We start from the raw sequence: 25,932 nt of genomic DNA, 5'->3' as shown, positions 1-25,932 counted from the left end.
ATTTCAGAAGTGGGATTCAGGAAGCGTGACGGGTGAGCGCGGCCGGGCCGGTGGCCTGGCGCGTGGGGACGGAGAGGACGCGGAGGGCGAGCACGGCACCGAGGAGGCACACCCCCGCGGCGGCCACGCAGACGGCCTGGTAGGCGTCGGCGAAGGCCGGCAGGACGAGCGGCCGCAGCGCGGGCTCGATGAGCTCGAGCTGTCCCGTCTCGAGGGCCGAGCGGACGTGCCGGGCCGCCTCCCCGGACAAGGCGGTGGCGTCGAGCCGGGAGCCGAGCCGGGCGGAGAACACGGCGCCGAAGAGCGCGACGCCCGTAGCGGTGCCGAGCGGGTAGCAGGCGTTGGTCAGGCCCGAGGCCATGCCCGTGCGGTGGGGTGGCACCACGCTCACCGCCACCCCCATCAGCGGCGGAAAGAGGATGGCCCCTCCCGCGCCGAGCAGCACCAGGCCGGTGAACGTCACCGCCTCCCCTCCCCCGGCCCCGGCCCCGGCGAGGCAGAGCAGCCCCAGGCCCTGGAGGGCGAAGCCGCCCGAGACCACCGCGGCGCCGGAGAACCGCGCCTGCAGCCGCGCCGTGAACAGCCCCACGGCGAGGAGGCTGCCGGTCAGCGGCAACAGACGCAGCCCCACCCGCAGCGCGGAGGCCTCGCCGGTGCTCTGCAGCCACAAGGTGGTGAAGACGAGGACGCCCAGGCTCGACATGCGGGCGAGGAAGCCGAGCACCGCGGCTCCGGAGAACGCGGGGATGCGCAGCAGCTCCAGGTCGAGCATGCTGTCCGGACGCCGCTGGCTCACGGCGAGCGCCACGAGGAGCACGGCGCCGGAGCACGCCAGGACGAGCACCCGGGACGACAGCCAGCCGGCCTCCGGCCCCACCATGAGGAGGGAGTGCAGCGACAGCAGCACGCCGATGGCGAGCAGCGCCCCCAGCGGATCCACCCGGCGGCTCGAGTCCACGGGCGTGAGGGCGGGCATCCGCATCAGCGCGCCGAGGATGATCCCCACACCGATGGGGAGGTTGACGAGGAAGATCCACCGCCAGCCGAGCGTCTCGACGAGCAGCCCACCCACCACCGGGCCGAGCGCGCCCGCGGCGGAGGCGATGACGGCGTAGGTGGCGATGGCCCTGCGGCGCCGTTCCCCCTCGTACACGGCGGCGAGGAGGGCGAGCGAGGGCGCGAAGACCATGGCCCCGCCCAGGCCCTGCGCCACCCGGGCGGCGATCAGCGTGCGCGCATCCGGCGCCAGACCACACAGAGCCGACGCCAGGGTGAAGAGGGAGATGCCCGTGACGAACACGGCCCTGCGTCCGAGCCGGTCCGAGAGCGCCCCCGCGGTGAGCAGCAGCGCGCCGAAGGCCAGCGAGTACGCGGAGACCGTCCACTGGACCTGGTGCAGCCCGGCCTCCAGGTCCCTCGCGATGGCCGACAGCGCGACATTCACCACCGTCACATCGAGCGTCATCACCACGCCACCGGCGCTGACGAGCGCGAACGTCCACCCCGCGGTGCCACCCCGGGGAGAGGCCGCGGGGGCCTGGACGGCTCCAGCCGTTGGAGTGAGCGCGCTCATCGCACCACCTCCGGAAGCCCGAAGCTGGAATAGGCGGTGTGCCTGGGCAGCCGGAAGACCTCGCGTCCGGCCACCGTGTTGAGGATGGTGGCGTTGCGGTACGCGCTGATGCCCAGGTCCGGCGCGGCCACGCCATGGCTGTGCAGGTCCGCGTGGACCACGAAGATGCGCCCACTCACCTGCTCGGCCAGCTCGATCGAGTAGTCCAGCCGGATGCGGTAGCGCCCCTGCTCGTCCCGGCGCAGCAGCCCTTCGATGGGACGCAGGAACCCCGGCCGGCGCTGCCGGTAGCCCGTCGCCGCGACCACGAGCTCCGTCGTGTGCTCGAAGGTGCCTCCGGTGTCCGCGTGGCGGCAACGCAGCACCACCCGCCCCTCGGCGTCCACGCCGGAGGACTCCACGGCAATACCGCTGCGCAGCTCCACGTCGGCCAGCCCCTGCTCCAGCTCGCGCCGGTACAGCAGATCATGGAGCTGCTCCAGGGTGTCCGTGGAGATGCCCTTGTAGTGGCGCCACTGCTCGGCCACCAGCCGGTCCTTGGTCGGCTGGGGCAGCGCATGGAAGTACCGGACGTAGGCCGGCGTGGTCATCTCCAGGACGAGCTTGGTGTAGTCCAGCGGCGCGAAGGACGCCGTCCGGGTCAGCCAGCTCACCGCCGGCCCGCCCGCGAGGTTGCGCTGGAGGAGATCCAACGTGACCTCGGCGCCGGACTGGCCGGAGCCCACCACCGTCACCCGCCGCGCGGCCTTCACGTCGTCCTGACGGAACAGGTAGTGCCCCGTGTGCACCAGCTTCTCCCGGGGCAGCTCCGCCAGCGGCTCCGGCACCGACGGCTCGGTCCCGATACCGATGACCACATCCCTGGCGGCCATGCACAGCCGCGCTCCGTCCCCGCGCACCACGTGCACGGTGAAGCGCTGGCGGCCCTCGTCCCAGCGGACGGACTCGACCTTGTGCGAGAACCGCACCGAGGGCAGCTTCGCCACCGCCCAGCGCAGGTAGTCCTCGTACTCGCGGCGGGTCGGGTGGAAGCGCTCGCGGATGTAGAACGGGTAGAGCCGGTCCTTGTCCCGCAGGTAGGCCAGGAAGGACAGCGGGTGGGTGGGATCCACCAGGGTGACCAGATCGGCGAGGAAGCTGAGCTGGAGCTGGGCCTCGTCGAACATCAGCCCGGAGTGCCAGCGCAGCTCCGGCAGGGACTCCAGCACCACCAGCTCGAGCCCCTCCACCCGGGAGGCGAGAGCCGCCAGGCCGAGGTTGAAGGGCCCGCAGCCGATGGCCACCAGGTCGTGCTCGGAGTGGAGGATGTTGTCGTGCGAGGAAGTGTCGTGCGAGGCAGTGTCGGGTGGGGTGCTCATGGCATGTCCTCCTCGGAGCGGGGGTAGACCAGCAGCGCCGCGGTCTTGTCGGGCAGGGAGATGTCGCCCACGGTCCGGAAGCCGGCGGCGGTGAACGCCCGGAGTGACGGGGCGTTGCGGATGTCGGGCTCGGCGACGACGCGGGTGCACCGGGGCTCAGCGGCGAGCAGCCCCTCGGCCACCGCGCGCAGCAGTGCCCGGCCGAGGCCCTGGCCGGTGCGGCCGGTCTCGCCGATGGCCACGTGCACGCCCAGGTCATACGGCCGCTGCGGGTAGTGCCCCGCCAGCCGATCCCTCACCACCCGGTACACCTCCAGGAAGGCCACCGGCTCGCCCTCGTGGTGCACCAGGCAGGGCAGCGAGTGGATTCCTCCAAGCTGCCGCAGCAGCTCCTCCCGCCAGCGCTCGAGGGGCCAGTCCTGCTTCCAGAAGGCCGCCACGTGGGGGGCCTGCATCCAGCGGTGCACCAGCTCCAGGTCTCCCTGGGTGTGCGCGGCCCGCGCCGACCAGGGCGCCAGCAGCCGCGGCACCGGAGGCGCCGGAATCGCCTCCACGAGCGCCTCGTCCATGGGCTGAGCGGCGATCATCGCGCCACCTCGCGCAGCGGGTTGGGGGCGTCGAGGTACACCGACTGCGCGTCCAGCGGTGCGAGCACCTCGTCAATCCCATGCAGCCGGGTGAACAGGTTGCCCTTGGCCGGGAGCGTGTCCGCCTCCAGCCACCGGCGGGCCAGCCTGTCGCCTCGCGGTCCCGCCGAGGCCAGCGCGGGCAGCGCCGCCCTCAGCCGCGCCGCCATGACGGCCAGCAGCGCACGCTCCTCCCCCAGCCCATCCACCGCGAGGCACCCCACGACGGAGAGGGCCTGGTTGCGCAGGAGGTAGTAGGAGAGCCGCTCGTCGACGATGGCGTCGGCGACCACGGCCAGCGTCGAGGCCCCTACTCCGAGCCGCTCGAGCAGCGTGGGCAGGTGGGACGAGGCGAGGTAGTAGCCCTGGTTGTCCCGGAAGGCCGCGCCCGTGACCTGGCCCGCCGCATCCAGACGGACGAGCGTGTTCTGCTGGTGGGCCTCCAGACCAATCCCCGTGGCCGCGTACAGGTGCAGCATCGGCACCAGCACGCGATCGGTGTAGCCGGCCACCCACCGCTCGGCGGCCTGCGCCCCGAGGCCGGCCACCAGCTCGCCCAACCGGCTGCGTCCCGCGCCCGGGCGCGGCGCCACCAGCCCGGCCAGGCAGCGCAGCCCGGAGACACCCGGCGGCACCTCTCGCACGGCCACGTCCAGTCCGGTGATGTCCGGCCCCTGCGGCCGTCCGGGCTCGTCCACGGCCAGCCACGCCGGATCCCGGACGATGGAGAATCCGGGGTGCACGTCGAAGGTGCTCCGGGCGTACCCCGCGTCCAGCAGCCGGTTGATCTCCAACCCGCGGCGCAGCTCGGTGCGGGTGGACTCGCGGCGGGAGTTGGTCAGCCGCAGCCCCAGCGAGAGCTTCAGCATCACCCGCGCGTCCGGCCGGTAGACCGTGCGCACGCTGGAGGTGGCCCACCACCGCGACCCCAGCTCGCCCAGCGGCTCCAGCAGCCCGGCGTCGATCAACGCGGCGATACGCGGCCGGTGCAGCAGCTCCCGCGCCTGCCAGGGATGCGCCGGCACCAGCACCCGGCCATCCCCGAGGGTGTGCCCGGCCAGCTCCTCCATCAACCCCACCGCGTCCCGGCCCGCCAGCGACGGGGCCCCGGCGACGGCGTCGTGCGAGACCACCGACGGGTCCGCGGCGAACCAGTGCAGCCGGAACGAGCCCCTCAGCTCCGGGGAGAAGTCCACGGCCTCCGCGGCGGAGATACCGTCGCGGCTCTTCGGCGCGGGGTGGTGCAGGTGCCCCAGCAGCAGCGCCTGCTCCGCCTCGAGGAAGCCATCCACGCCGGGAGGAGGCCGCGGATGCTGGCGGCGGTGCGCCACGAAGTCCGTCACCCGGCGCACCGACTCCGCCGTGCGCTCCACCAGATCCGCCACCGCGTCCGAGGGGACTCCACCCGCGCGGGCGCCCCCCTTCGCGGCGGCCTCACTGGCCACCAGCGCGATGGCGAGGACCGGATCCGCGAAGGCGCCGAGCCGGCCCTTGGGGCCTTCCACGCGCACCGGGCCGAAGCGGTGCCAGCCGGTGGGCGAGCAGTGACGCACCTCGGTGACCAGGGCCAGCCCGGTGGCCGGCAGCGCGAGGCGCAGCGGCCCCGCGGCCACGGGCGTGCGGGTCTCCGCCAGCCAGCATCTCAGCAGCGCCTCCAGGTGCGCGTGCTCCGAGACGCGGCGGGCGTCCACGTCATCCAAGACATCCGTCCGCGGTGCTTCCAGGGAAAGGGCGAGGGCATTCATGCGGCACCTCTCTCGATGCGGGGCGAGCAGGCCCGTCCGGCCTCCAGCACCGCGTCCACGAGCCCGTCGAGGTCCTCGGGCGTGGAGGTGGGGTTGAGCAGCGTGAACTTCAGGCAGACCCGCTCCGGCGAGCCGGGTCCGGCCAGGCGCACCGCGGTGCGGCCGATCAGCGCCGTCCCGGTCTCCAGCAAGCGCCTGCGCAGCGCGCCATTGAGCTCGTCCTCGAAGACGGGGTCCGCGCCGACGCGATAGCGGAACACCACCGTGGTCAGCTCGGCCGGAGCCACCAGCTCCAGCTCGGGCTCGGTGGAGATGCGCTGCTGGGCGTACCGGGCCAGCTCGTGGCAGCGGTCCACCATCTCCCCCAACCCCCGGCGGCCGTAGGCCAGCAGCGTGGCGGCGATCTTCACCGCGTCCGGCCGGCGGGTCGTCTGCAGGCTGCGGCCGAGCAGGCCGTCATACCCCTCGGCCGAGTCGTCGCTCGGGTTGAGGTAGGCGACCTGCCGGTCCAGCGCGCGGAACGCCTTGGCGTCGGAGACCAGCAGCACGCTGGCCGCGGCGGGCTGCCAGCCCAGCTTGTGCAGGTCCACCGTCACCGAGTCCGCCCGCTCCAGGCCCGCCAGCCGGCCCGCGAGCCGCTCGGAGAACAACGCGCCGAAGCCGTAGGCCGCATCCACGTGCAGCCAGACGCCATGCTCGGCGGCGAGCTCCGCGAGCTGCGGCAGCGGATCAATGGAGCCGAAGTCCGTCGTCCCCGCGGTGGCGACGATGGCCAGCGGCGTGCGCTCCGGCCCAAGCCCGCGCAGCAGCTCGGCCAGCGCCTCGGGCCGCATCCGCCGGCGCGCGTCGGTGGGCACGGGCAACACCGCCTCCTCGCCCAGCCCCAGCGCGGCGCAGGCGCGGTGCACCGAGAAGTGCGCCAGCTCCGAGCACAGCACCACCGGCCCGGACAGCGCGGCCACGCCCTGCCGGCGGGCATCGACGCCCCGGCGCAGCGCGGCCGCGTCCCTCGCCAGCAGCAGCCCCAGCAGATTGGACAGCGAGCCGCCCGGGGTGAGCACCCCGTCGGCCCGCGCGCCAAACCCCGCCAGCCGCGTCAGCCCGTCGATCAACCAGCGCTCCACGGCGATCGCCGCCGGCCCGGAGTCGTAGGTGTCCAGCGAGGCATTGCTCGCGCTGGCCAGGGCATCCGCGGCCACCGCCACCGAGAGCGGAGGCGGCTGCAGGTGCGCCACGGCCCGCGGGTGGGACAGGTGCAGGCCCTGCTCCACCAGCACCCGCGCCAGCCGGCTCAGCGCCGCTTGCGTGCCCATGCCCTCGGCCGGGATGCCGGGCTCCGACAGCGCCCGCGTGGCCGTGGCCAGGACGTCGGCCGGGGTGCCCGCCCGCAGCGGCCCCTCTGGCCACCGGGCCCGGAGGGCACTGCCCACCGCTCCCACCAGCGACGCGGAAACCTCGGCGAGCCCCTCGGGGGACCCCGCCAACAAGGACGGCGAGAAGCGGAGCCGGCCTGGAACCACCCCAGCCTCCAGCTCCCTGTCTTCAGATGGTGCCTGCATGATCTCTCCTTGATTTAGACTTTGATAATCATTCTCAACACCATCTCAGACGGAGGGCCTGGTCCGGCCCGGGCAAAAGACGCCCCTTCCCGTCTGGGATGGCACTCACGGCGCGACTGCCCCCGAACCGGGGGTGCGCTCTGAGAATGACATTGCAAATCACTCTCAATTGCGGGCGGCTTGTAGTCGAAGCAGATCGCCATTGTCAAGCAGGTCCGGGAATGCCGTGCTTCCCGGAGAGGCCGTGACCTGGTCGCATCACACCGTGAAGCCGAACAGCGCTCGAGTTCATGGATGCGGCTCACTCCAGTGGCAACAGTCCGGCATCGCTGCCCCCGCAGACGAAAACGCGTTATCAAGTCGGGTTTCCGAGAGCGACTCCCCGCGTAGATTTCCCCCGGTTTCCCTGGCTTCTCCTGACTTTTCGACATCCCTTGCTAAAATGAGAGTCCTCTGTTGGGGGGGGCACTGATGACCTCCGCACTGCTGATGCGCCCGGGCGCCTACGCCTCCCTGGGCCTGGAGGTGGACCATGCGCGGTGAGGCCCTGTCGCACAGTTGGGCGGCACTGCTGTTGGGGGCTGCGCTGCTCACCACCGGCTGCGTGACGCTGGCCCCGCGGCCCGGAGGGAGGACCTCCGAGGGCCCGCGCTCCCTCGCCACGTTGCGAGAGACGTGGGCCAGCACCTCACTCGAGGCCCCCTCCCCTCCTGCGTCCACCGAGCCGGGCGAGCAGGAGCGGCTGCACCGCCGCCGGAGCGCCCGTGGGCCGGGCCCGGATGCCGCCCTGGCGAGCACGGGCGAGGCGCCCACACGTGAGGTGGCCAGCGCGGGGACTGCCCCCCAGGGCCCTGCCTCCTGCGGAGGTAAGGCCGTGCCCCCAGGCTGGCCCGACTTCTCCTCCGGCGACAGCGAAGCACTCCTCGCCCCCTTTCTCACCTGCAGCTCGCCCGCGGAGTTTCTCGCGCTGCAGGAGCGCGTGGCCATGCCCCGCCTGGTGGAAGCCCTGGATGACTGGCGCGCCGTGCGCCTGGGCGCCCAGGGCACACCGCGCGAGGACGCCGCCCGCCTCCTCAATCGCAAGCGCACCTCGTTTCTGGTGAAGGCCACCGAGCGCCATGGAACCGTCAGAGCCGAGGTGCTCGCCGTCTTCATCGTCAACTCGGCCCATGACGACGACTTGAGGGAGATTCTCTTCCTGTTGGCCCAGGACAAGCGGCTGGAGGAGATGCTCGGACTCCTGCCGGCCTTCCAGGTGGCACTGGAGAAGAGAGGGATAAAACCCACGGCCTGGCCCGATAGGGACTTTGAATGGAAGGACGTGGGCCGAGGCCTTTCCCGCGCTGGCAGGGACGCACTCTCCAGCTCACCCATGAGCGGTGACGGGGCAGCCTTCACCTTCTCCATCGTACGAAGCCACCTGCCGCCGGAGTACCAGGAGGCCCTCGACGAGGCTGAAAAGAGGTGGGCGGAGCAGCACTTCTCGGGCGGCAACGTGGTGCTGGGCGGATTCGATCACCTCACCTTTGGCGTACCGCTGGGCTTTTACGGGCTGCTGGCCAGCACGGGCCATGGCGTGCAGTCGCTGGCACAGGGCAAGTACGAGCAGGCCACGCGCGAGTTGGCGCCGGCGGCGCTGCTGGTGGCCCTCTACGCGGGTGGCAAGGGCGTGCGCCACCTCTCCGAGGCCCGAGGCGCACCGGGTATGAGGCTGCGCCTCCTCACCGGGCTCGAGGCAATGGAGCCGCGGCTACGAGCCCTCCAGGAGACGGCGCGGCAGTTGGAAGGGCTGCTGGGTGTCGACGGCCTGCGGGAGCTGGGCCGATACCTCCAAGCCAGCCGGGAAGCGGGCCGTTTCGTCGCCCTGGGCGGGGCGGACGCCGCCCTGGCACTGTACGAGGCCCGGGGGGATGTGGCGAAGGCGCGGCCGTTGATGTCCAGGGCCAGGCCCGGAGCCTCGAGCTCCTCGCCCGGGAAGAGCGGTGCGGCGACAGGCACTGCTGAGGCCGCCACCCTGGCCTCGCTGGTCGACGATGGGGCGGGCCACACGCGGGAGGTGGTGGAAGCAAAGCTCGCGGCGGTGGAACTCGAGTCGCCGGGTCCGCGCCTGCCCAAGGACGTGAGCGTGCTGGAGAAGCAGCGTCCCGCCCTCGACGCCCCGCCGCCCGAGGCCGGGGGCAACCCACGCTGGCGCGAGTACGTCGACTACTACGAAAAGCGCCTGGGCGAGGTGAAGGAGGGCAAGGCCGCCAAGGGCCCCCTGCCGTGGGGAGCCTACGGGCAGATGCGGGCGTGGTTTGCCCGGGGACTGGCCTTCGAGCGCGTCATGGTGGCACTGCTGGAGGCCGATGCGCAGCTGCCCCGGGCGCGGCGCCGCTTCCTCGGGGACTTCGACAAGCCCCGCGTTGAAACGAATGTGGGCGTGAAGAAACAGGGCCCAGGCCTGCGCTTCGTGGATGTGCTCGTCATCGAAACGGGCGAGCTCGCCGGACGGCCACGCCGCGTGGAGACGTTCAGCTTCAAGAGCCGCGATCTCTCGGGGTTGAGGAGAGAAGCCTTGATGGCCCAGATGATTGAGGACGCGAATGAAGCTTCGCGGAAATACGGCGAGAGCCTGAACGTCCGCCGTGACTCCCTCCAGCCCCTTCTCCACGCGGGCAGCGAGGTGCCGGTCTCGAGGGTTCGCCTCATCTACGAAGGGGGCGACCTCAAGCCCAAGGATGTAGACGTGTTGAATGCAGCCGTGGGGGCGACCAAGGCAGCCGTTCCGGGGGTGGAGGTGTCGTTCCAATGAAGGTGCTGGATTTTCACGGCGTGACGCCGGAGGACAGCCTCAAACTCATATTTGATGGTGCCTTCAACCCCCATGCGGCACTGGAGCGCGAGTTGGAGCCGCTTCTCCAGGCGCTTGATGACCACGCCGGCGAGTGGATGCCGGATGTCGTGAGTGGCAAGCGGCAGCGGAAATACTCACGCACCGCCATCAGGAAGGCCCTGGAAGAGCGGGGCAGCGAAAGATACACACACTGTGGACTCTATCGCACGACGTGGCCCTCGCTGGACATGTCGCTCGGTCTCTATCTACCGCCACTGCCGCCCAGGCTGGACATCCTGCTCAAGGCGGAGCCACTCTCCTTCTTCGCGGAGCCAAAGCGCTGTCACCCATTCGTGGAGATGGTGCGTGCATGGGCCACCCACTATCCGGTCACTTATGCCGCAGCCCACAGCACCCATGACAGGGCGTTGGCGGGCGCTCCCGACTTCGGCCGCGATCAGCAGACCTCCATTCGAGACGGCTTCGACAAGATCTACGAGGTGTGCTGGCTCAACGTCTTCGGCCCCAAGCTGGTGGAAGCGGTTGGCCGCGAGCGCATGCTATCCACCCCAGCCCACCGGGTGGAGGAGCTGCCCAACGGCTCCGTCCTCCTGATGACGTGGCCCACTGTGGCGGATTTCGCCAGCCAGGAGGCACGGCGCGCCCAGGCCCGCGCCCACGTCCACCTCCGGCCGGAACTCGACTTCGACACCGTGCTGCGCACCTTGAATGAGCGCAGTGCCATGCTCACCCCCGTGGAGCCCCGCTTCCACCCGGACCTGGCCCCGCTCCTCTCGCGTGTGGTGGACCGCGCCACCGGTCACGAGCGCCAGCGGAGGATTGCCGAGCTCAACGCGTGGCAACCACCCGAACCTCAGGAGTGGCGCCCCGCCGACTCCGCCCTGCCTCCAGACGTGGACAACCCGGAGCGCGCTCGCGAGCACTACAGCACCCTTGCCGAGCACCTCGTGGCGCTGCTGCACTCGGAGGTGCCCTCCGTCTTCGAGGCCACACCCGCGTCGCTCACGGACGCCGACTTCTACTTCTGGCGAGAGGAATTCCCAACGAGTCGCCTCCGGGAAGCCATCGACGAGCACGCAGTGCCCACCATTGGCGCGTACCTGGGTGAGGTGCTGGTGCGCAACCTCGGTGGCCGGTGGATACCGCGCCAGAAGCTCGAGGAAGCCCAGGTGCTCGTGGGCAACCGCGCCTGGTTGCCCTTCGTTCGGGCGCACCACTACATGACCTCGCGACAGGCGCTTCTGGACTACTCCCTCACCCAACTCTTCCGCGTGGCTGAACGACACCGCTGCTGACGAGCACCTGAACCGGTGCGGCACCGCTCATCATCCCCGCGACGTCCGGTCACACCGTGAAGCCGAACAGCGCCGCCGCGTTGGCGGTGGTGACTTCGGCCACCCGCTCGAGCGTCACGCCCTTCAGCTCCGCGACCTTCTTCGCCGTCTCGACGACGTACGAGGGCTCGTTCTTCTTGCCGCGGTACGGGATGGGCGCCAGGTACGGGCTGTCCGTCTCCACCATCAGCCTGTCCAGCGGCGCGAAGCGCACGGCGTCCTGGAGCGCCTCGGTCTTCTTGTAGGTGACGACACCCGACAGCGACAGCAGGAAGCCCAAATCCAGGTAGCGCCGGGCCGCCTCGGTGTCTCCCGTGAAGCAGTGGATGACGCCCTTGCTGAGACCCTCCTCCTTCAGGATGGCCTCGCACTCGGGATGCGCATCCCCGCCCTTCGTCGACTCGCGCACGTGCACCACGAGCGGCTTGCCCAGGCGCTTCGCCAGCGCGCACTGCTTGCGGAACACCTGCCGCTGCACCTCCCGGGGCGAGTGCTCGTAGTAGTAGTCGAGCCCGGCCTCACCCACCGCGTGGATCTCCGGGCGGGCGCAGGTGCGCTCCAGGTGCTCCAGGTCCGCCTCGGTGGCCCGCTCCGCCTCGTGCGGATGGATGCCGAGCGTGGCCGTGAGGAACTCCGGATGCGCGGCGGCGACCTCCAGCGCGATGCCCCAGTCTCCCGGGCCCTGGAACTGGCCCACGATGACGGCATGCACCAGCCCGGCGGCACGCGCGCGCTCCAGCGCGGCCTCCACGTACGCGGAGTCGGCACGGTCGAAGTGGCAGTGGGAATCAACGAGCCTCATGGCATCTCCTGGATGAGCTCGGAGAAGCTCGGCACGGGACTCCTGCGACAACGAGGGCAGCACCGCGCGGACGCGGTCCCGGCCCTCGGGGACGCCGAGCAGCCACAGGCCCTCGGCGGCATCGAGCCGGTAGTCCTCGGGGACTCCGGGCTCATCGAGCAGGGCGAGCAGCCACGGCAGGGCCTTCGGGTCCGCCAGGCGACCCAGTCCCCGCGCCGCCGCGCCCCGGCAGTCGTCCTTCTTGTTGGTGATGATGGTCTGCAGCCGCTCGAGCGCGCCCGGGGCCTTCACCTCGCCACACAGCTCCACGGCGAGGGCCCGGTCCTGGGCCCAGCTCCACCGCCGCCGCTGCGTCCGCTTGAGGAGCCACGCGGCCCCCTCGGCATCGCCCAGCTTCGCGAGCACCCCGGCCGCCTGCGTGCGATCAAAGGCCGGCAACATGAAACGGCGGAACAGGCGCTGCACGGCCGGCAGCGCACGCGCATCCCCCAGCTCGGCGAGCGCCCCGAGCGCACGGAAGCGGAGCAGATCCTCCTCGAGCGCCTCCACGAGCACCTCCAGCCCCGCGGGGTGCTTGAGGGCGGCCATGCCCCGGGCGGCCTCGAAACGGACCTCGAAGATGGGATCCTCGAGGGCCCGGGCCAACAACCCGCGGCAGTCGGACCGGGTGAGGTCCGCGAGGCGCCCCGCTGCCTCCAGCCGCACGAGGCTCTCCTCATCCGCGAGCTGCGTGGCGAAGAAGCCGGGAAGCTCCTCGGCGGGGAGCATCGCGGTGGCCATGCCCACGCCCAGGCGGCGCACGGCCACCTGCTTGTCCGCGAGCAGCCGCTGGAACGACGCGGAGAAGCTCGGGCGCGCGAGAGGCGTCCTCCGCGGCGAGATGGAAGAGCAGCTCCGCCGCCTCGATGCGCAAACCCGGGTGCTTCTCGCGCTCGAGGGCGAGGAGCGCCCGGTCCCGTTCGGCCCGCCAGTCCGTCACGCTCACTTCACCTCGGAGCCGGGAGGCATGTCCCCCGGATCCAGCAAGGAGAGCTCCTTCCCGCCAGGTCCGGCGGTGAGGATCATCCCGCGCGACTCGATGCCCCGCAGCATGCGCGGCTTGAGGTTGGCCACCACCACCACGTTGCGGCCCTGCACCTGCTCGGGCTGGAAGGCCTCGGCGATGCCGGAGCAGATGGTGCGTGGCTGTCCCTCGCCCAGGTCCACCGTGAGCTTCAGCAGCTTGTCGGCCTTGGGCACGCGCTCGGCGGCGAGCACCTTGCCCACCTTGAGCACCACCTTGCCGAAGTCACCGATCTCGATCTCCCCCGGAGCGGCCTCGGCGGCGGGCGCGGCGGCCTTGGCCTCGGCGGGCTTCGGCTCGGCGGCCTTCTTCTCGCCCTTGTCACCCTTGCCCTTCTTCTCCTCCTTGGCCGGCTCGGCGGCGGCGGGAGGCTGGCCGAGGATGGCGTTGACGCGCTCCTCCTCCAGACGCGGCAGGAGCGGCTCGGGGGTGCCCACGGGCCGGCTGCGATCGAGCAGCGGGTAGCGCGCGGTGGCGAGCGCCTCGAAGGTGAGCGCCGGCGCGTTGAGCTGCGCGAAGAGCTTCTCCGTCACGCGCGGAATCACCGGCGAGAGCAGCGCGCCCAGCAGGTAGGCCACCTCGGCGGCGTCGCTCAGGTCGGCGCGAGCGGCCTCGGGGTCCGTCTTCACCTTGGCCCAGGGGGCCGCGGTCTGGAGGAAGCCGTTCGCCGACTGGGAGATCTCCGTGATGATGCGGATGGCGTTGCGGTACTCGAGCTTCTCGTACGCCTCGCGCACCTCGGGGACACGGGCGAGCGCGGCCTCCACCAGCGCCTTGCCAGCCCCCTCCTTCGTGGCGGGAGCCAGCCGCTTCTCCAGCGCGGCACCCGCCAGCATGGACAGGCTGCGGTTGGCCAGGTTGCCGATGTTGTTCACCAGCTCGCCGTTCACGCGCAGGCGGAAGTCCTTGAGGCTCAGGTCGAGGTCCTCGACTCCGGGGCCCAGCATGGCCGCGTAGAAGTAGCGCAGGTAGCTCGGATCGAGCTGCTCCAGGTAGGCGCGCGCCGCGATGAGCGTGCCGCGGCTCTTGCTCATCTTCTCGCCGTTGACGGTGAGGTGGCCGTGCACCTTGATGGCATCGGGCCGCTTGAGGCCGGCCACCTTGAGCACGGCGGGCCAGAAGAGGGCGTGGAAGTAGACGATGTCCTTGCCGATGAAGTGGACGATGCGCGCGTCACTGCCCTCGGCCCAGTAGTCCAGGGCGCTCTTCGCCTTGCCCGTCGTCTGGGCCCACTTCTCCGTGGTGGCGATGTAGCCGATGGGAGCGTCCAGCCAGACGTAGAAGTACTTGTCCGTCTCACCCGGGATGGGGAAGCCGAAGTACGGGCCGTCGCGGCTGATGTCCCAGTCCGCCAGACCCTGCTCGAAGAAGCCCTGGAGCTGGGTGGCGAGACCCTGGTGGAGGAACCCGGGCTTGCGCAGCGTCTCCTGCAGGAAGTCCCCGTGACGCGATAGCTTGAAGAAGAGGTGCGGGGACTTGCGGCGCACCGGAGGCGTGCCGCACAGGGCACACCGCGGCTCGATCAGATCCGTGGGGGCGTAGGCCTTGCCGCACTTCTCACAGGCGTCGCCGTACTGCTCGGGCGCCTTGCAGTTGGGACAGGTGCCCTTGATGAAGCGGTCCGGGAGGAAGCGCTTGTCGGTCTCGCAGTAGGCCTGCTCGACATCGCGCTTCTCGATGTCCCCGTGCTCCTTCAGCCGCCCGTAGATCAGCTCGGCGTAGTGCTTGTTCTCGGGCGAGTTGGTGGAGTGGAAGTAGTCGAACTGGACCCCGAACTCGCGGAAGTCCGCCTGATGCGCCTCGTAGAAGCGCGCGATGAACTCCTCGGGTTTGAGGCCGTGCTTGGCGGCGTTCAGCTCGATGGGCGTGCCGTGGGTGTCGTCGGCACAGAAGTAGACGACGTCCTTGCCGCAGGAGCGCTGGAAGCGCACGTAGATGTCGGTCTGGACGTACTCGACCATGTGGCCCAGATGGATGGGGCCATTGGCGTACGGCAGCGCGCTGGTGACGAGGATTCTCTCCGCCATGGGTTCTCCTGAAGGGCGGCGGACATTAGCCGCTCGGAGGGCTCCGGTCATCGGGAAGTAATGAAAGAACGTGCCGGATGCACCGGGGCCCCGGAGCTGTTATCGACCCCACACGATGTGCACCATCGTCATCCTCCGCCACATCCACCCCGAGTGGCCGCTCGTGCTGGCCGCCAACCGCGATGAGCTGTACGCCCGCCCGGCCGCCGGTCCCCAGGTCCTGTCCCTCTCTCCCCGGGTCGTCGGAGGCCGCGACCTGGAGCGTCAGGGGACGTGGATGGGAGTGACGGACGGCGGCTTCTTCGTGGGTCTGACGAACCAACGGGGCTCCGCGAACCTGACGCGGGCCCCTCGCTCCCGGGGCGAGGTGGTGATGCGCGCGCTCGAAGCCGGGAGCGTGGAAGGGGTCGACCGCTACCTCGCGGGGCTGGATGCCCGGGAGTACAACCCCTTCAACCTCCTCTACGGGAACGCGGAGCTGCTCCGGGTGGCGTACGCCCGCCCGGACGCCGAGCGGATACACGCGGAGGACGTCCCGCCGGGCGTCCACGTGCTGCCCAACGACGTGCTCGACACCCCGGTCCTGCCCAAGGTGGCGAGGGCCCGGAAGCTGGCCGGGAAGGCCGCCCGGAAGCCCTGGACCGAGGCCGTCCGGGATCTCCAGGCGCTGCTCTCGGACCACCTGCTGCCCGAGCGCGTGCCGGAGCTGCTCCTCGAGGAGGACTACCCCCGGAAGCTCCACGAGCGCATCCGCCAGTACCAGGCGCTCTGCATCCACACACCCGGGTATGGGACGCGCTCGTCGGCCATCGTCGCGCTGGCGCCCGGACGGGTGGCCCACTACCTCGCCGCCGACGTGACGCCATGCCAGGGGCCGTACCAGGACGTCACGCCCCTGCTCTACCCGCGGTGACGGCCCAGGTCACACACGGGACCCGACCAAAGAGGTCTCGACTTCCCACGGGAGAAGTTGCATCCTCGCCTCGACCTTGGAGGTAGAGGCATGGACTTGAAGGTGAGGCAGGAGTTGGAGCGTGCGGGGCTCGTGCTGGACTGGCCCGAGCGGCTCCAGGTGGCCATCGAGGCTCACGGAGGACGGGCAGGCGATACCGCAGGGTGAAGAGGTGCCGGTGGTGGACGAGTCGTGGACGATGGCTCATGTGAAGCTCGCGCCCATCTCGCGGCTCTGGACGGCCACGGACATGACGCCGTTCCTGCTACAGACGCCCCCGCATCACGAGTCCTTCCTGCGCCTGCTGGAGTCGACGGCGGGCATCTACTGCACGTCGATGAACCAGCCCGAGACGGATGCCGAGTTCGAGCGGCTCTACCGCCTGCTGCGCCGGAACCCGGATGGACAGGACGCCCACCCGCTCTTCTCGTACCTGCGAGCGGCGGCGCGCCTGTACATGTCGCTGCGCAGCGTGAGCCGGGGCGAGTACGAGGCCCTGACCTACCGGCTCGCCAGGATGGCCCGGCGCTTCCGCTCGCACGAGGGCAGCACCAACTACCACCGCAAGGTGGTCTTCTCCGTGCTCGGGCCCTGAGCGTCAGCCATGCGAACCCGCACATTCATCTGGGCTGTCCCCGTGCTGGCCCTCCTGGCGTTCGTGGCGATGGCCCGGGAGCCCGACGTAAAGACCGAGATCAGGACCCTGTTGATGTCGGACCACCCCGGCCAGGCGACCCCCCACATCTACGTCTCCGGGCAGGTCTCCACCGTGCTGCGCTTCGAGCAGGAATGCGATCCGGCCAACACGAAGCTCGAGGGGTGGGAGGGCCGGTTCGAGCGCCCGCTCGTGGGGAGCAAGAAGGTGGTGCTGGAGCCACTGCGTGACCTCGACGAGGACGAGCGGATTCCCCTGCGCGTGACGCTCGCGGACGGGACCGAGTATGCGTTCCTCGTGAGGCCACCCCGCGGTGAGAAGTGGGCGTGGACGGATCATCAGGTGCGCGTGTTCAAGGATCGCGAGAGCTACAACGCGATGCACGCGGCCCTCAACGACGCCCTCAAGAGAGAGCGCAAGCTGCGTGAGGAGAACGAGCGCCTCACGAGGGAAGAGAACTCGGTGGACCACGCCTTCGCCACGCTGCTCGTCAATGGGGAGGTGGAGAAGACGCCCTTTCGGAGGAAACGAGTGGCGGCCCTCAAGATCGAGGACATGGACATCCAGGTCGAGGCCTTCGAAGGGCCAGGGAAGGCTGCGGCCGTGATTCACCTGACCAACACGTACAACGACGAGCCGTGGAGATTCAGGGAGGCCCGGCTGACCACCGACCTCATGTCCCACACGACTCGCCCCTTCGCGCTCCGCATGGAACGGGCCGAGATCGCCCCCGGTCAGTCAGGAAGGATCGCGGTGGTGGCGGACCAGAGTGCGTTCGAATCGAAGGAGGGCCTCGTTGATCTGGCCCTGGCGATCTTCCGCGAAGACGGGCAGTTGCAGGTGGTTGTGAACCTGGATCAGACGCTGATTCGGAAGTAGAGGTGTCGTTCATGCCCATGACCAAAGCGCTCTTCATCGGCTCTGTCCTTCTCCTCTGTACGTCCGCTGGCTGCACCACGACCAGTGGCGGTGTGGTGGCACTGCGCCCGGATGGAACCCCGGGCCCTCAGGAATGCCCGGAGGAGTCCAAGAAGGCGATGCGCTATATGAAGCTGCGCGTCGGGGATGGAGCGTGGGTGGAACTCGACGCGAACCAGATCAAATCAAGGCCCATCACGCTCTACGACGGTCCCATTGAGAGCATGCTCCAGGGCGGACTCGGTACGCTCGAATCCACCACCCGTCTGTACGGGCAGGTCTGGACGGGCGGCCCCCAGGTCGTCATCCGGTACTACGAGGCCCACCCACCCGAGAGTGAGAAGGTGCCCATCTGCGCGGTGGCCCGACTGAGTGAGAATCAACTCCGGAAGCGGCCCGAATCGCTGCCTGGAACCGCCATCCTCGACTTGTCCGTCGCCGGGGTCGACATCGTGGATTCGTTCCGCTGAGCGCGTGTTTCAGCAGGACGCCATCTGAAGGCCGCGGGCTTGAAACACCTGCCGGACGAGTCACTCGTTGACGTCAACGAGCGATGTAGGCACATATGCCACACCACTCATTGACGTCAACGAGTGAGTGGCACTGCCTCCCCTGCCCGCGCCCCCGGATGCCACGCCCGTTGTCAGGATTTCCCGCGGCATTTCGTCCCTATGTGTAGCTGCCCGGCCGGAGATGCCGAACACGCACTGGATAATCGTCTGAAAAACGATCGCGGTTCGACTCCGCCCATGACCTGGAATGGTCAGCCAACCCAACGGCATCTCCACTCGGGCAGCGACTCCTTCCTTCTCAGCCCTGGAGCCTGAGGTCTCCACCTCGGCCCAGTCCGGCGCCCTCCTCCACCCCGTGGCCGAGCGGCTGCACCGCGTCCAGCGCGCGCTGCAGGTCCGCCCAGAGATCCTCGGGGCACTCCAGGCCCACGCTGACCCGGAGCATCCCCGCGGTGATGCCGCCGGCCTCGCGGTTCTTCTCGTCCACCACGCGGTGCGTGAGGCTCGCCGGATGCTGGATGAGCGTGTCCACCGAGCCGAGGCTCACCGCCGGGGTGAGCAGCTCCACCCGCTCCATCACCTGCGCCGCGGCCTTCGCGCCACCCGCCACCTCGAAGGACAGGAGGCATCCGGGCCCCCGCATCTGCCGCCCGAGGAGCCCCTCGGGGTCTCCCCCCGCGAGCCCCGGGTACCACGTGCGGGCCACGGCGGGGTGCGAGGCCAGCTTCTGGGCGAGGAACATGGCTCCGCGCTGCGACTCGCGGACGCGGACGGGCAGCGTCGCGAGGCCGCGGTGCAGCATGTAACCCGCCTCGGGGTGGAGCACGCCGCCCGTGGCGATGCGCACCTGGCGCAGCCGCGCCGCCCAGGCCGGGCTCGTGGCCACCACGCCGCCCATGACGTCCCCGTGCCCCCCGAGGAACTTGGTCGCGCTGTGCAGCACCAGCGAGGCCCCGAGCGCGAGCGGGTTCTGCAGCACGGGCGTGGCGAAGGTGGAGTCCACCAGCACCGGCACCTCGCCGGCCTGGGCCACCACCCGGGCGATGTCGATGAGCGCCAGCGTGGGGTTGGCCGGCGTCTCCACGACGACGAGCACCGTGTCCGGACGCAGCGCCTTGCGCACGTGGTGCGGATGCGTCCAGGTGACCTCCACCCCCAGCAGGCCGCTGTCCAGCAGGTGATCCGTGCCGCCGTAGACGGGACGGCAGGCCACCACGTGCTTGCCTCCCTGGCGCGCCGCGAGCAGCACCGCCGTCAGCGCGGCCATGCCCGAGCCAAACGCCACCGCCTCCTCGGCCCCCTCCAGCGCGGCCAGCGCCTTCTCGAAGCGCACCACGGTGGGGTTGTGCAGCCGGGCGTAGATGGGGTTGTCGCGCAGGGGACCGCCCTGGGCGAGCGCGTCGAAGCACTCGCCAATGCCTCCCATGCTGCCCACGGGATAGGTGGTGGAGAGATCGATCGGCGGCGCATGGACGCCGAGGTCCGCCAGATCCTCACGGCCGGAGTGGACCGCACGCGTTTCGAAACCGAGCTTCCTCATCCGAATTTCCTCCCGTTAGAAGGCCACGGGAAGAAATTACGCATTCATGGGCCGGAGAGACATCGAATAGGTTGCGGAACCACCCGGTGGAACCAGGGCGGGACCGAATTGGCTTCGGCCGGGCCCCGTCACTGCCGCAATGGCAGCAGGAGGGTGAACCGGGTTCCGCGGCCCGGCTCCGACTCCACCGAGATGGAGCCGTTGTGGTTCTCCACCACCTTGCGGCCGATGGCCAGCCCGATGCCCTGTCCCGGGCTGTCCGGATCCAACTTCCGCAGTGCCTCGAACACGTAGTCGCTGTAGCGGTTGTCGAATCCCTTCCCGTTGTCCGCGAAGACGATCCGCGCGAAGTCGGTGTAGTGGTACTTGCCCGTGTTCGCCCGGTAGCTGTTGTGCTGGATGAGGTAGCTCTCGATGTCGATCCGCGGGAGTTCCTCGGGTCTGCGGAACTTCACCGCGTTGTCGATGAGCTGGAAGAACAGCATCATCAGTTGCCTGCGCCGTCCCTGGAGCACGGGGAGCGGCCCGCTGTGCAGCTCGAACCCCATCCCGGTTCTCTCGGCCACCAGTTGCCGGGCGTTGCCCATGACGTCGCTCAGGTCCACCTCCTCGAGCGGCTCGTGGGTTTCATCCAGTGACACGAACTCCTGGAGCGCCAACACCAACTGCTCCATCCGCGCGCTCTGGACCTTGATCCGATCCAACGAGCGCTGGCCCGTCACCGACAGCCCCTCCCGGTCCTGCTGGGTGAAGAGACTCGAGAACATGGAGAGCTTGCGAATGGGCTCTCGCAGGTCATGGGCCAGGATGGTGCTGAGGCGGGTGAGCTCCTGGTTCTTCTGCTCCAACCGGAGGAGCTTCCGGTCGAGCTCCCGCGCATGCAGCTCCAGCTCCTGCCGGGCCCGGATCAGCTCCTCGTTGCTGCGCAGCGCCTCTTCCGCCACCCGCTTCGCCGCCAGCAGCTCGTCCTCGTACTTCCCCCGGTTGCGCACCGGGATGAGCGCGCATTGATTGACGGCCGCCCCCTCGCGCTCCTTCCGGACGGCGTTGAGGAGCACGGGGATGCTCTCCCCGTTCCTGGAGCGCAGCGAGAGGAAGATCTCCTCCGCCTTGCCGTGCATGCGGATCAGCGGGAAGAGGTGGGTCTGGTAGAACATGCGGCTCGCCAGCGTCAGGAGCGACTCGACGCGGCTGCCCACCAGCTCTCCGGAGGCGTACCCCAGCATTCCCGCCAGTGTGTCATTGGCGGCAACGAGGGCTCCGTCATCGGTGAACGAGAAGAAGCCACAGGGCGCGGTGTTCAGCAGTTCGTCCACGAGGTGCGTGCACGAGGCGTCAGGACAGGGAGGACTGACCCAGGTAGTCCTTGATGAGGGAGATGGTCTCCTCGGGAGCGCTCATGTGCGGGCAGTGCCCCGTGGCCCGGGTGATCCGCAGCGTGCTGTGCGCCAGGTTCCGGTGAAGGTACTCGCCCACCTGCACGGGGGCGATCAGATCCTCCGAGCACTGGATGATGAGCGAGGGGACCGTCAACTTGGGGAGATCCTTCCGGTTGTCGGAGAAGAACGTCACCTCCGCGAACCGGCGGGCGATGGTCGGATCCGTGGAGCAGAAGCTCTCCGTCAACTCCTGGTTCAGCTCCGGCCGGTCCGGCCGGTTCATGACCATGGGCGCCAGGAAGTTCGCCCAGCCGATGTAGTTCTTGTCCATCGTATCCAGCAGCTCCTCGATGTCCTGCCGCTCGAACCCGCCCACGTAGCCGGGAGCCTCGTTGATGTAGCGGGGAGAGGGGCCCACGAAGACGAGCCGCCGGAAGCGCTCGGGCTCGCGGATGGCGGCCAGCAGGCCGATCATGCTGCTGACGGAGTGGCCCACGAAGATGACGTCCTTCAAATCGAGGGCCTGGCAGATGTCGAGGATGTCCTCCGCGTAGCCGTTCAGGCTGGAGTACCGCTCGCGGTTGTACGCGCGGAGCTTCCGATCTGCCCGAGCCGACGTAGTCGAACAGGATGACCCGGTAGTCCGCCTCGAAGGCGGGGGCCACGAAGCGCCACATGTGCTGATCGCAGCCGAAGCCGTGCGCGAAGAGGATCGCCCGGGTTCCCCTGCCCGTCACCTGGACGTTGTTCCGGGTGAGGATGTTCTGGGCCGGGGGCTTCGAAAGCCGGAGAGACGTGTCTTCGCGGTGGAGCATGACTTCATGCGTTACCGCTTGAGCGCGGTCCCCACCAGCACCGAGGACCGCTCCAGCGGACCCGCCCCGGCTTTCTGTTCGGTGGTCCGGGTTTCAGTCCGAAGCGGGTTCGAAGTTCGACACTTCGACCGGGTGAATCCACGCCGGCCAGAATACGCTTCCATACATGGAAGGAACCGCGAACCTGGACGCCATCGACTACGCCATCCTGGAGGCGCTGCAGAAGAACGCGCGGCTGTCGAACAAGGAGCTGGCCGCCGAGGTGGGGCTCGCGCAGTCGAGCTGCCTGGCGCGGGTGACGCGGCTGCGCGAGACGGGCGTGCTGAAGTCCTTTCACGCCGAGGTGGACGCGCGAGCGGTGGGCATCGGACTGCAGGCGATGATCGCCGTGCGGCTGAGGCAGCACTCGAGGGAGCTGGTGGAGGAGTTCCGCCGCCACGCGCTGTCGCTGCCGCAGGTGCTGGCCGTCTACCACGTGGCGGGGGCCAACGACTTCCTCGTGCACGTGGCGGTGCGGGACGCGGACCACCTGAGGGACCTGGGCATGGACGCCTTCACCACCCGGCCCGAGGTGGCCCACCTGGAGACGTCGCTCATCTTCGAGTACGTCCGCAGCCCCGGGCTCCCGCTCTACGGGCCGAAGGGAGCCGCCCAGCGCCTGGCGGCCCCGAGCGCCGAGCCCGTCAAGCGGCCCCGCAAACGGTCCAGAGCAGCCGCTCGATGACGAGCTTGCCGCTGGCGGAGGACTTGAGGGCCAGGTCCGCATCGGCGCAGGCCACCAGCGCGTCGAGCAGCTCGCGCCGCTTGTAGCGCGCCGCTCCCTGCATGGCGAGGAACGCCGCATACGGGTGCGGAGCCTTGCCCTTGGCCGCCTTGGCCTCCTCCTCGACCCTCGGGAACACGCGCGACTTGAAGTCCGGGTACGAGCGCGGCAGCGAGCCGTTCGCGTACTTCTCCAGCCGCTCGTGGTTCTCCAGCATGCCGCGCGTGATGGAGGCCACCGCGCCCAGCAGTTGCAGCCCGTGCACGCCCTGCCCCATCGCGTCCATCGTGTAGTCCAGCGCCGCCTTGAAGTTGCGGTTCTGCAGCGCCTCGGACAGCTCGAAGAACTCCTCCTCGCGCGTGTGCGCCACCAGCAGCGCCACGTCCTGGGCCTCGATCGTCGCGCCCTGCGCGTACACCGCCAGCTTCTCCAGCTCCGACTGCAAGAGCCGCACGTTGCCGCCGATGCGCTCCTTGAGCTGCTCCGCCGCGCCCTTGCCCAGCTTCTTCTTGAAGGGCCGGAGGAACTCCTCGGCGAGCGGCTCGAGCTCGAAGTCCTTGTGGCGCGCCGCCACCTTGCGCTCGACGACGCGGCCCTTGTCCGCCGCCAGCTTCACCAGCGGGTTCTTCGCATCCACCTCCGAGGCCGCCAGCACCAGCGCGTGCCCCGGCGGCACGCCCTTCTGGAACAGCTCCAGCAGCGCGCTCGCGTCCCCCTCGGGCGCGGTGATGCGCTCCTCGCGGCAGAACGCGGCCACCTCCTTGAGGAAGACCAGGTCCGCCTCGGCGAGATCCACGTTCAGCTCGTCCTTCCACTGCTCCACCGACGGCGCCCCCGAGGCCCCCGGATCCAACTGGTCCGCGCCCCACCCCGCCCGCGCCGCCAGCGCCAGCAGCCGCCGCGCGCCCTCCTTGCGCTTGCCCGCCTTCCACGCCTCGCGCGCCTTGCCCAGCGCGTCTCCGCGGCCCTTCTTCGGCGCGAGGAACTCCGGGTCTCGCACCAGCACCACCTTGCGCCCCGGGAAGAGCGGCAACGTGGCCAGCTCCTGCGCCACCTCGCGCGGCGAGCCCGCGTCCAGCACCGCGAAGTTCAGCCCCGCCGAGGCGTCCGGCAGCAGCACCTTCACCAGCTCGTCCGCGCCCCGGCGCACCAGGTACTCCTCGCCCCACAGCAGGTAGAGCGGAGCCACCTTGCCGGCCTTCGCCTCGTCCAGCACGTCCTCGATGTCCGCCGCGCTCATCGCCCCTCCAGCAGCTCGATGAGCATCCGCTCGAGCTGCAACCTCGGCGCCGCATTGCGCTCCAGGATGGTGTTCTTCGTCTTCTCCAGCAGCGCATGCCGGCGGTGCAGCACCGTCTCGTGCGTGCGCGCCGCCACCTCTTGCGCGAGCGGCAACAGGTCCTGGTTGGCCAGCCGCTCCACGCCCGCCTTGGCCAGGGTCACATCCCGCGTCCACATGGAGAGGATGGAGAGCGCCTGCTCGGCCTCCTCGCGCGAGGCACCGAACGTCTCGGCCCAGCGCAGCATCGCGCCCACCTGGCCGGGCTGGAGGGCCTCGAAGCCGCTGATGATGTCCTTGCGCGCCGCGAGCGCGTCGAGATCCAACGCCAGGGCCCGGCCCAGACTGCCGCCCGCCATCACCGCCGCGAGCTGCGCCGTCTGGGGGTCCAGCTTGCGCTCCTTCTGGAGACGCTCGGCGACGAGCTCCACGGGCAGCGGGCCGAAGTACACCTTGCTGCAGCGGCTGCGGATGGTGGGCAGCATCTTGTCCGGCGCCGAGGCCAGCAGGATGAGCGTGGTCTCCGAGGGCGGCTCCTCGAGCGTCTTGAGGAAGGCGTTCTGCGCCTGCGGGTTCATCATGTGCGCATCCACGACGATGGCCACCTTGCGCTTGGACTCGAGCCCGCGCAGGGTGATGCGCTCCAGGAGCCCACGGATCTGCTCCACGCGGATTTCGCGGCTGGGGGTGCCCTGGATGTCCGAGCGCCCCGCGAGCCCGCGCTCGACGCGCTGGGCATCGGGCATGAGCCAGGAGACGTCCGGGTGGGCGCCCTTGCCGATGCGGGTGCAGCTCGAACAGGAGCCACACCCTTCGTTGGGTTTCTCCGGGCACGTGAGGGCCTGGGCGAGCCCCACGGCGGCGAGTTCCTTGCCGACGCCCTCGGGCCCGGCGAAGAGATAGGCGTGATGAACGGAGCCGCCGCGCAGAGCCGCGAGGAGGGCATCAATGGCGCGAGGCTGTCCGACGACCGAGGCCAACGTCATGGCGCGTGTATCCCCGCTCGCGGAGCACCCGTCAACCACTCATGGGGTAGACCTCCCCTCTCCCGCCGGGAGAGGGTCGGGGTGAGGGTATCGAACCCCATGGGTTGACCCCGTGTACGCCCCCTCTCCCGCTGGGAGAGGGCTGGGGTGAGGGTCATCCCTTCGCCCGGCTCCGGGTCTTCAGGGTCTTCTGTCCCACGGAGCAAGCGGGGAGCAACTTGCACCGGGCACAGTTCTCCGGAATGGGCTTCGTGGGGCACACACCGCTCATGCCGTAGTGACACAGCGCGAAGTCGAAGCGCACGGGGTCCGCGGCATCCAGGGCGCGCAGGGAGGCCGTCACCTCCTCGGCGGTGCGCCAGCTCAGGTCGTTGCGGCGAGTCAGCCCCAGGTGTTTCGAAATCCGCCCGATGTGCGTATCCAGCGGGATGAGCAGCGCCGAGGGACTCACCCGCTTCCAGATGCCGAGGTCCACACCATCCGGCCCGCGAACCATCCACCGGAGGAACAGGTTGAGCCGCTTGGCCGCTCCGGCCCCGAGGGGTGAGGGCAACAGGTGCTGCAACCCGCGCTCGGGCCCGAGCACCTCGCGCAACCGTCCCATGGGCACGTCCCGCAGGGCGGAGGTGAAGGCATCCAGCGCGCCGTGCCAGGAGCCGCGGGCCTCCAGCCCCTGGACGAAGAGCGCCTCCAGGCTCCCGAGCTTCGCGCAGGGCCCGGCCCATGCCCAGCAGCAGCACCGCCACGTCCGTGCCCACGTTGAAGCGGTAGACGAAGCCCGAGAGCAGCTCGCGCGCCCCGGCCACGTCCAGTGCGCGCACGAAGGCGGCCGGAGACGGTCCCATGCGCTTGAGCAACGCATCCACCTTGGGCCGGAACAGGTCCGCGCGCCCGTACGCCAGCGCGGCGGCCAGCAGCGCGCTCACCTCGATGTCCCTCGGGTCGCGGTAGCGGTGCGGAAACTCCAGCGGGTCGAACGCGATGCGGGCCTGGCTGTCCGTCGATGCCAGGAAGGCGTCCAGACAGGGGCGCAGGCGCTCGGCGTCGCGCGGGCTCAGCCCGGTATGTCCTCGAGCTCTCGGGGGCATGGTTCAGACACTCCGTAGCCTGGAGCAACGCGCTCCGCCACGGAGTTCATCCTCGGCCGCCCCCCGGCTGCCCCGAGGAGGTTTTTTGGTGGGATTCCCCTCCCCCGCGTGCAAGCTGCGCA

General features: G+C 70.0%; 19 protein-coding genes and 2 pseudogenes. 7 read left to right on the top strand and 14 right to left on the bottom strand.

Annotation, left to right across the window (positions count from 1 at the left end; translation table 11 throughout):
- Window positions 1-16: 16 nt before the first annotated feature.
- The 5 genes from ACN28I_RS47345 to ACN28I_RS47325 are packed head-to-tail and all read right to left on the bottom strand — an operon-like array spanning window position 17 to window position 6,861.
- Window positions 17-1,573: an MFS transporter gene (locus tag ACN28I_RS47345; RefSeq protein ID WP_420948438.1), complete on the bottom strand. Its 1,557-nt coding sequence runs from the start codon at window positions 1,571-1,573 to the stop codon at window positions 17-19.
- The gene (locus ACN28I_RS47340) at window positions 1,570-2,931 is read right to left on the bottom strand and encodes a lysine N(6)-hydroxylase/L-ornithine N(5)-oxygenase family protein (RefSeq protein ID WP_420948437.1); all 1,362 of its coding nucleotides are present in this window, start codon (window positions 2,929-2,931) and stop codon (window positions 1,570-1,572) included. Before ACN28I_RS47340 ends, ACN28I_RS47345 begins: the two co-directional genes overlap by 4 nt.
- Window positions 2,928-3,518: a GNAT family N-acetyltransferase gene (locus ACN28I_RS47335; RefSeq protein WP_420948436.1), complete on the bottom strand. Its 591-nt coding sequence runs from the start codon at window positions 3,516-3,518 to the stop codon at window positions 2,928-2,930. Before ACN28I_RS47335 ends, ACN28I_RS47340 begins: the two co-directional genes overlap by 4 nt.
- Window positions 3,515-5,302, bottom strand: a complete 1,788-nt coding sequence (locus ACN28I_RS47330) for an IucA/IucC family protein (RefSeq protein ID WP_420948435.1) — start codon at window positions 5,300-5,302, stop codon at window positions 3,515-3,517. The genes ACN28I_RS47335 and ACN28I_RS47330 overlap by 4 nt, the downstream gene beginning before the upstream one ends.
- Window positions 5,299-6,861 carry a pyridoxal phosphate-dependent decarboxylase family protein gene (locus ACN28I_RS47325; RefSeq protein ID WP_420948434.1) on the bottom strand — a complete coding sequence of 521 codons (1,563 nt, stop codon included), beginning with the start codon at window positions 6,859-6,861 and terminating at the stop codon, window positions 5,299-5,301. The genes ACN28I_RS47330 and ACN28I_RS47325 overlap by 4 nt, the downstream gene beginning before the upstream one ends.
- Before the next feature lie 532 nt (window positions 6,862-7,393).
- On the opposite strand from ACN28I_RS47325, the gene ACN28I_RS47320 reads away from it, so the two are divergent.
- Entirely contained in the window at window positions 7,394-9,655 is a 2,262-nt protein-coding gene (locus ACN28I_RS47320; protein ID WP_420948433.1) for a hypothetical protein, read from the top strand.
- Window positions 9,652-10,992, top strand: coding sequence for a hypothetical protein (locus ACN28I_RS47315; RefSeq protein ID WP_420948432.1), 1,341 nt, complete (start codon window positions 9,652-9,654; stop codon window positions 10,990-10,992). Before ACN28I_RS47320 ends, ACN28I_RS47315 begins: the two co-directional genes overlap by 4 nt.
- 49 nt (window positions 10,993-11,041) lie before the next feature.
- Here ACN28I_RS47315 and ACN28I_RS47310 read toward each other — a convergent pair whose 3' ends face one another.
- From ACN28I_RS47310 to metG, 3 genes and pseudogenes are all read right to left on the bottom strand, one after another.
- Window positions 11,042-11,833 (bottom strand): TatD family hydrolase, encoded by a 792-nt coding sequence (locus ACN28I_RS47310; RefSeq protein WP_420948860.1) that lies wholly within the window; start codon window positions 11,831-11,833, stop codon window positions 11,042-11,044.
- A gap of 165 nt (window positions 11,834-11,998) precedes the next feature.
- A pseudogene (locus tag ACN28I_RS47305) lies at window positions 11,999-12,601 on the bottom strand (HEAT repeat domain-containing protein); the annotation flags it as partial.
- Window positions 12,602-12,814: 213 nt separating this feature from the next.
- A complete protein-coding gene (gene metG / locus ACN28I_RS47300) occupies window positions 12,815-14,923 on the bottom strand; it encodes a methionine--tRNA ligase (RefSeq protein ID WP_420948431.1) in 2,109 nt (702 codons plus the stop codon).
- Window positions 14,924-15,038: 115 nt separating this feature from the next.
- On the opposite strand from metG, the gene ACN28I_RS47295 reads away from it, so the two are divergent.
- The 4 genes from ACN28I_RS47295 to ACN28I_RS47280 all read left to right on the top strand — a co-directional run bounded on the left by ACN28I_RS47295 (window position 15,039) and on the right by ACN28I_RS47280 (window position 17,918).
- Window positions 15,039-15,836: an NRDE family protein gene (locus tag ACN28I_RS47295; RefSeq protein WP_420948430.1), complete on the top strand. Its 798-nt coding sequence runs from the start codon at window positions 15,039-15,041 to the stop codon at window positions 15,834-15,836.
- A gap of 217 nt (window positions 15,837-16,053) precedes the next feature.
- A complete protein-coding gene (locus ACN28I_RS47290; RefSeq protein ID WP_420948429.1) occupies window positions 16,054-16,470 on the top strand; it encodes a hypothetical protein in 417 nt (138 codons plus the stop codon).
- Window positions 16,471-16,479: 9 nt separating this feature from the next.
- Entirely contained in the window at window positions 16,480-17,409 is a 930-nt protein-coding gene (locus tag ACN28I_RS47285; protein WP_420948428.1) for a DUF2381 family protein, read from the top strand.
- A gap of 11 nt (window positions 17,410-17,420) precedes the next feature.
- A complete protein-coding gene (locus ACN28I_RS47280; RefSeq protein ID WP_420948427.1) occupies window positions 17,421-17,918 on the top strand; it encodes a serine/threonine protein kinase in 498 nt (165 codons plus the stop codon).
- A 340-nt stretch (window positions 17,919-18,258) separates the two neighbouring features.
- On the opposite strand, the gene ACN28I_RS47275 is transcribed toward ACN28I_RS47280, so the two are convergent.
- From ACN28I_RS47275 to ACN28I_RS47265, 3 genes are all read right to left on the bottom strand, one after another.
- Window positions 18,259-19,500, bottom strand: coding sequence for a trans-sulfuration enzyme family protein (locus tag ACN28I_RS47275; RefSeq protein ID WP_420948426.1), 1,242 nt, complete (start codon window positions 19,498-19,500; stop codon window positions 18,259-18,261).
- Window positions 19,501-19,628: 128 nt separating this feature from the next.
- Window positions 19,629-20,816: a sensor histidine kinase gene (locus ACN28I_RS47270; protein WP_420948425.1), complete on the bottom strand. Its 1,188-nt coding sequence runs from the start codon at window positions 20,814-20,816 to the stop codon at window positions 19,629-19,631.
- 19 nt (window positions 20,817-20,835) lie between these two features.
- The gene (locus ACN28I_RS47265; protein WP_420948424.1) at window positions 20,836-21,393 is read right to left on the bottom strand and encodes an alpha/beta fold hydrolase; all 558 of its coding nucleotides are present in this window, start codon (window positions 21,391-21,393) and stop codon (window positions 20,836-20,838) included.
- A 467-nt stretch (window positions 21,394-21,860) separates the two neighbouring features.
- Between ACN28I_RS47265 and ACN28I_RS47260 the strand changes: the two genes are divergently transcribed.
- Window positions 21,861-22,418 carry an Lrp/AsnC family transcriptional regulator gene (locus ACN28I_RS47260; RefSeq protein WP_420948423.1) on the top strand — a complete coding sequence of 186 codons (558 nt, stop codon included), beginning with the start codon at window positions 21,861-21,863 and terminating at the stop codon, window positions 22,416-22,418.
- Here the strand turns inward: ACN28I_RS47260 and holA are convergent.
- The 3 genes and pseudogenes from holA to ACN28I_RS47245 form a co-directional block, all read right to left on the bottom strand.
- Window positions 22,378-23,697, bottom strand: coding sequence for a DNA polymerase III subunit delta (gene holA / locus ACN28I_RS47255; RefSeq protein ID WP_420948422.1), 1,320 nt, complete (start codon window positions 23,695-23,697; stop codon window positions 22,378-22,380). The two genes, ACN28I_RS47260 and holA, sit on opposite strands and share 41 nt — an antisense overlap.
- Window positions 23,694-24,722, bottom strand: coding sequence for a DNA polymerase III subunit delta' (gene holB / locus ACN28I_RS47250; RefSeq protein ID WP_420948421.1), 1,029 nt, complete (start codon window positions 24,720-24,722; stop codon window positions 23,694-23,696). Before holB ends, holA begins: the two co-directional genes overlap by 4 nt.
- 154 nt (window positions 24,723-24,876) lie before the next feature.
- A pseudogene (locus tag ACN28I_RS47245) lies at window positions 24,877-25,810 on the bottom strand (TIGR02757 family protein).
- Window positions 25,811-25,932 lie beyond the last annotated feature (122 nt).

This window comes from Archangium gephyra, from assembly GCF_049060025.1.
GTDB lineage: Bacteria > Myxococcota > Myxococcia > Myxococcales > Myxococcaceae > Archangium > Archangium gephyra_A.
The sequence above is the reverse complement of the archived record's forward strand: the minus strand, read 5'-3'. Positions and strand labels throughout refer to the sequence as shown.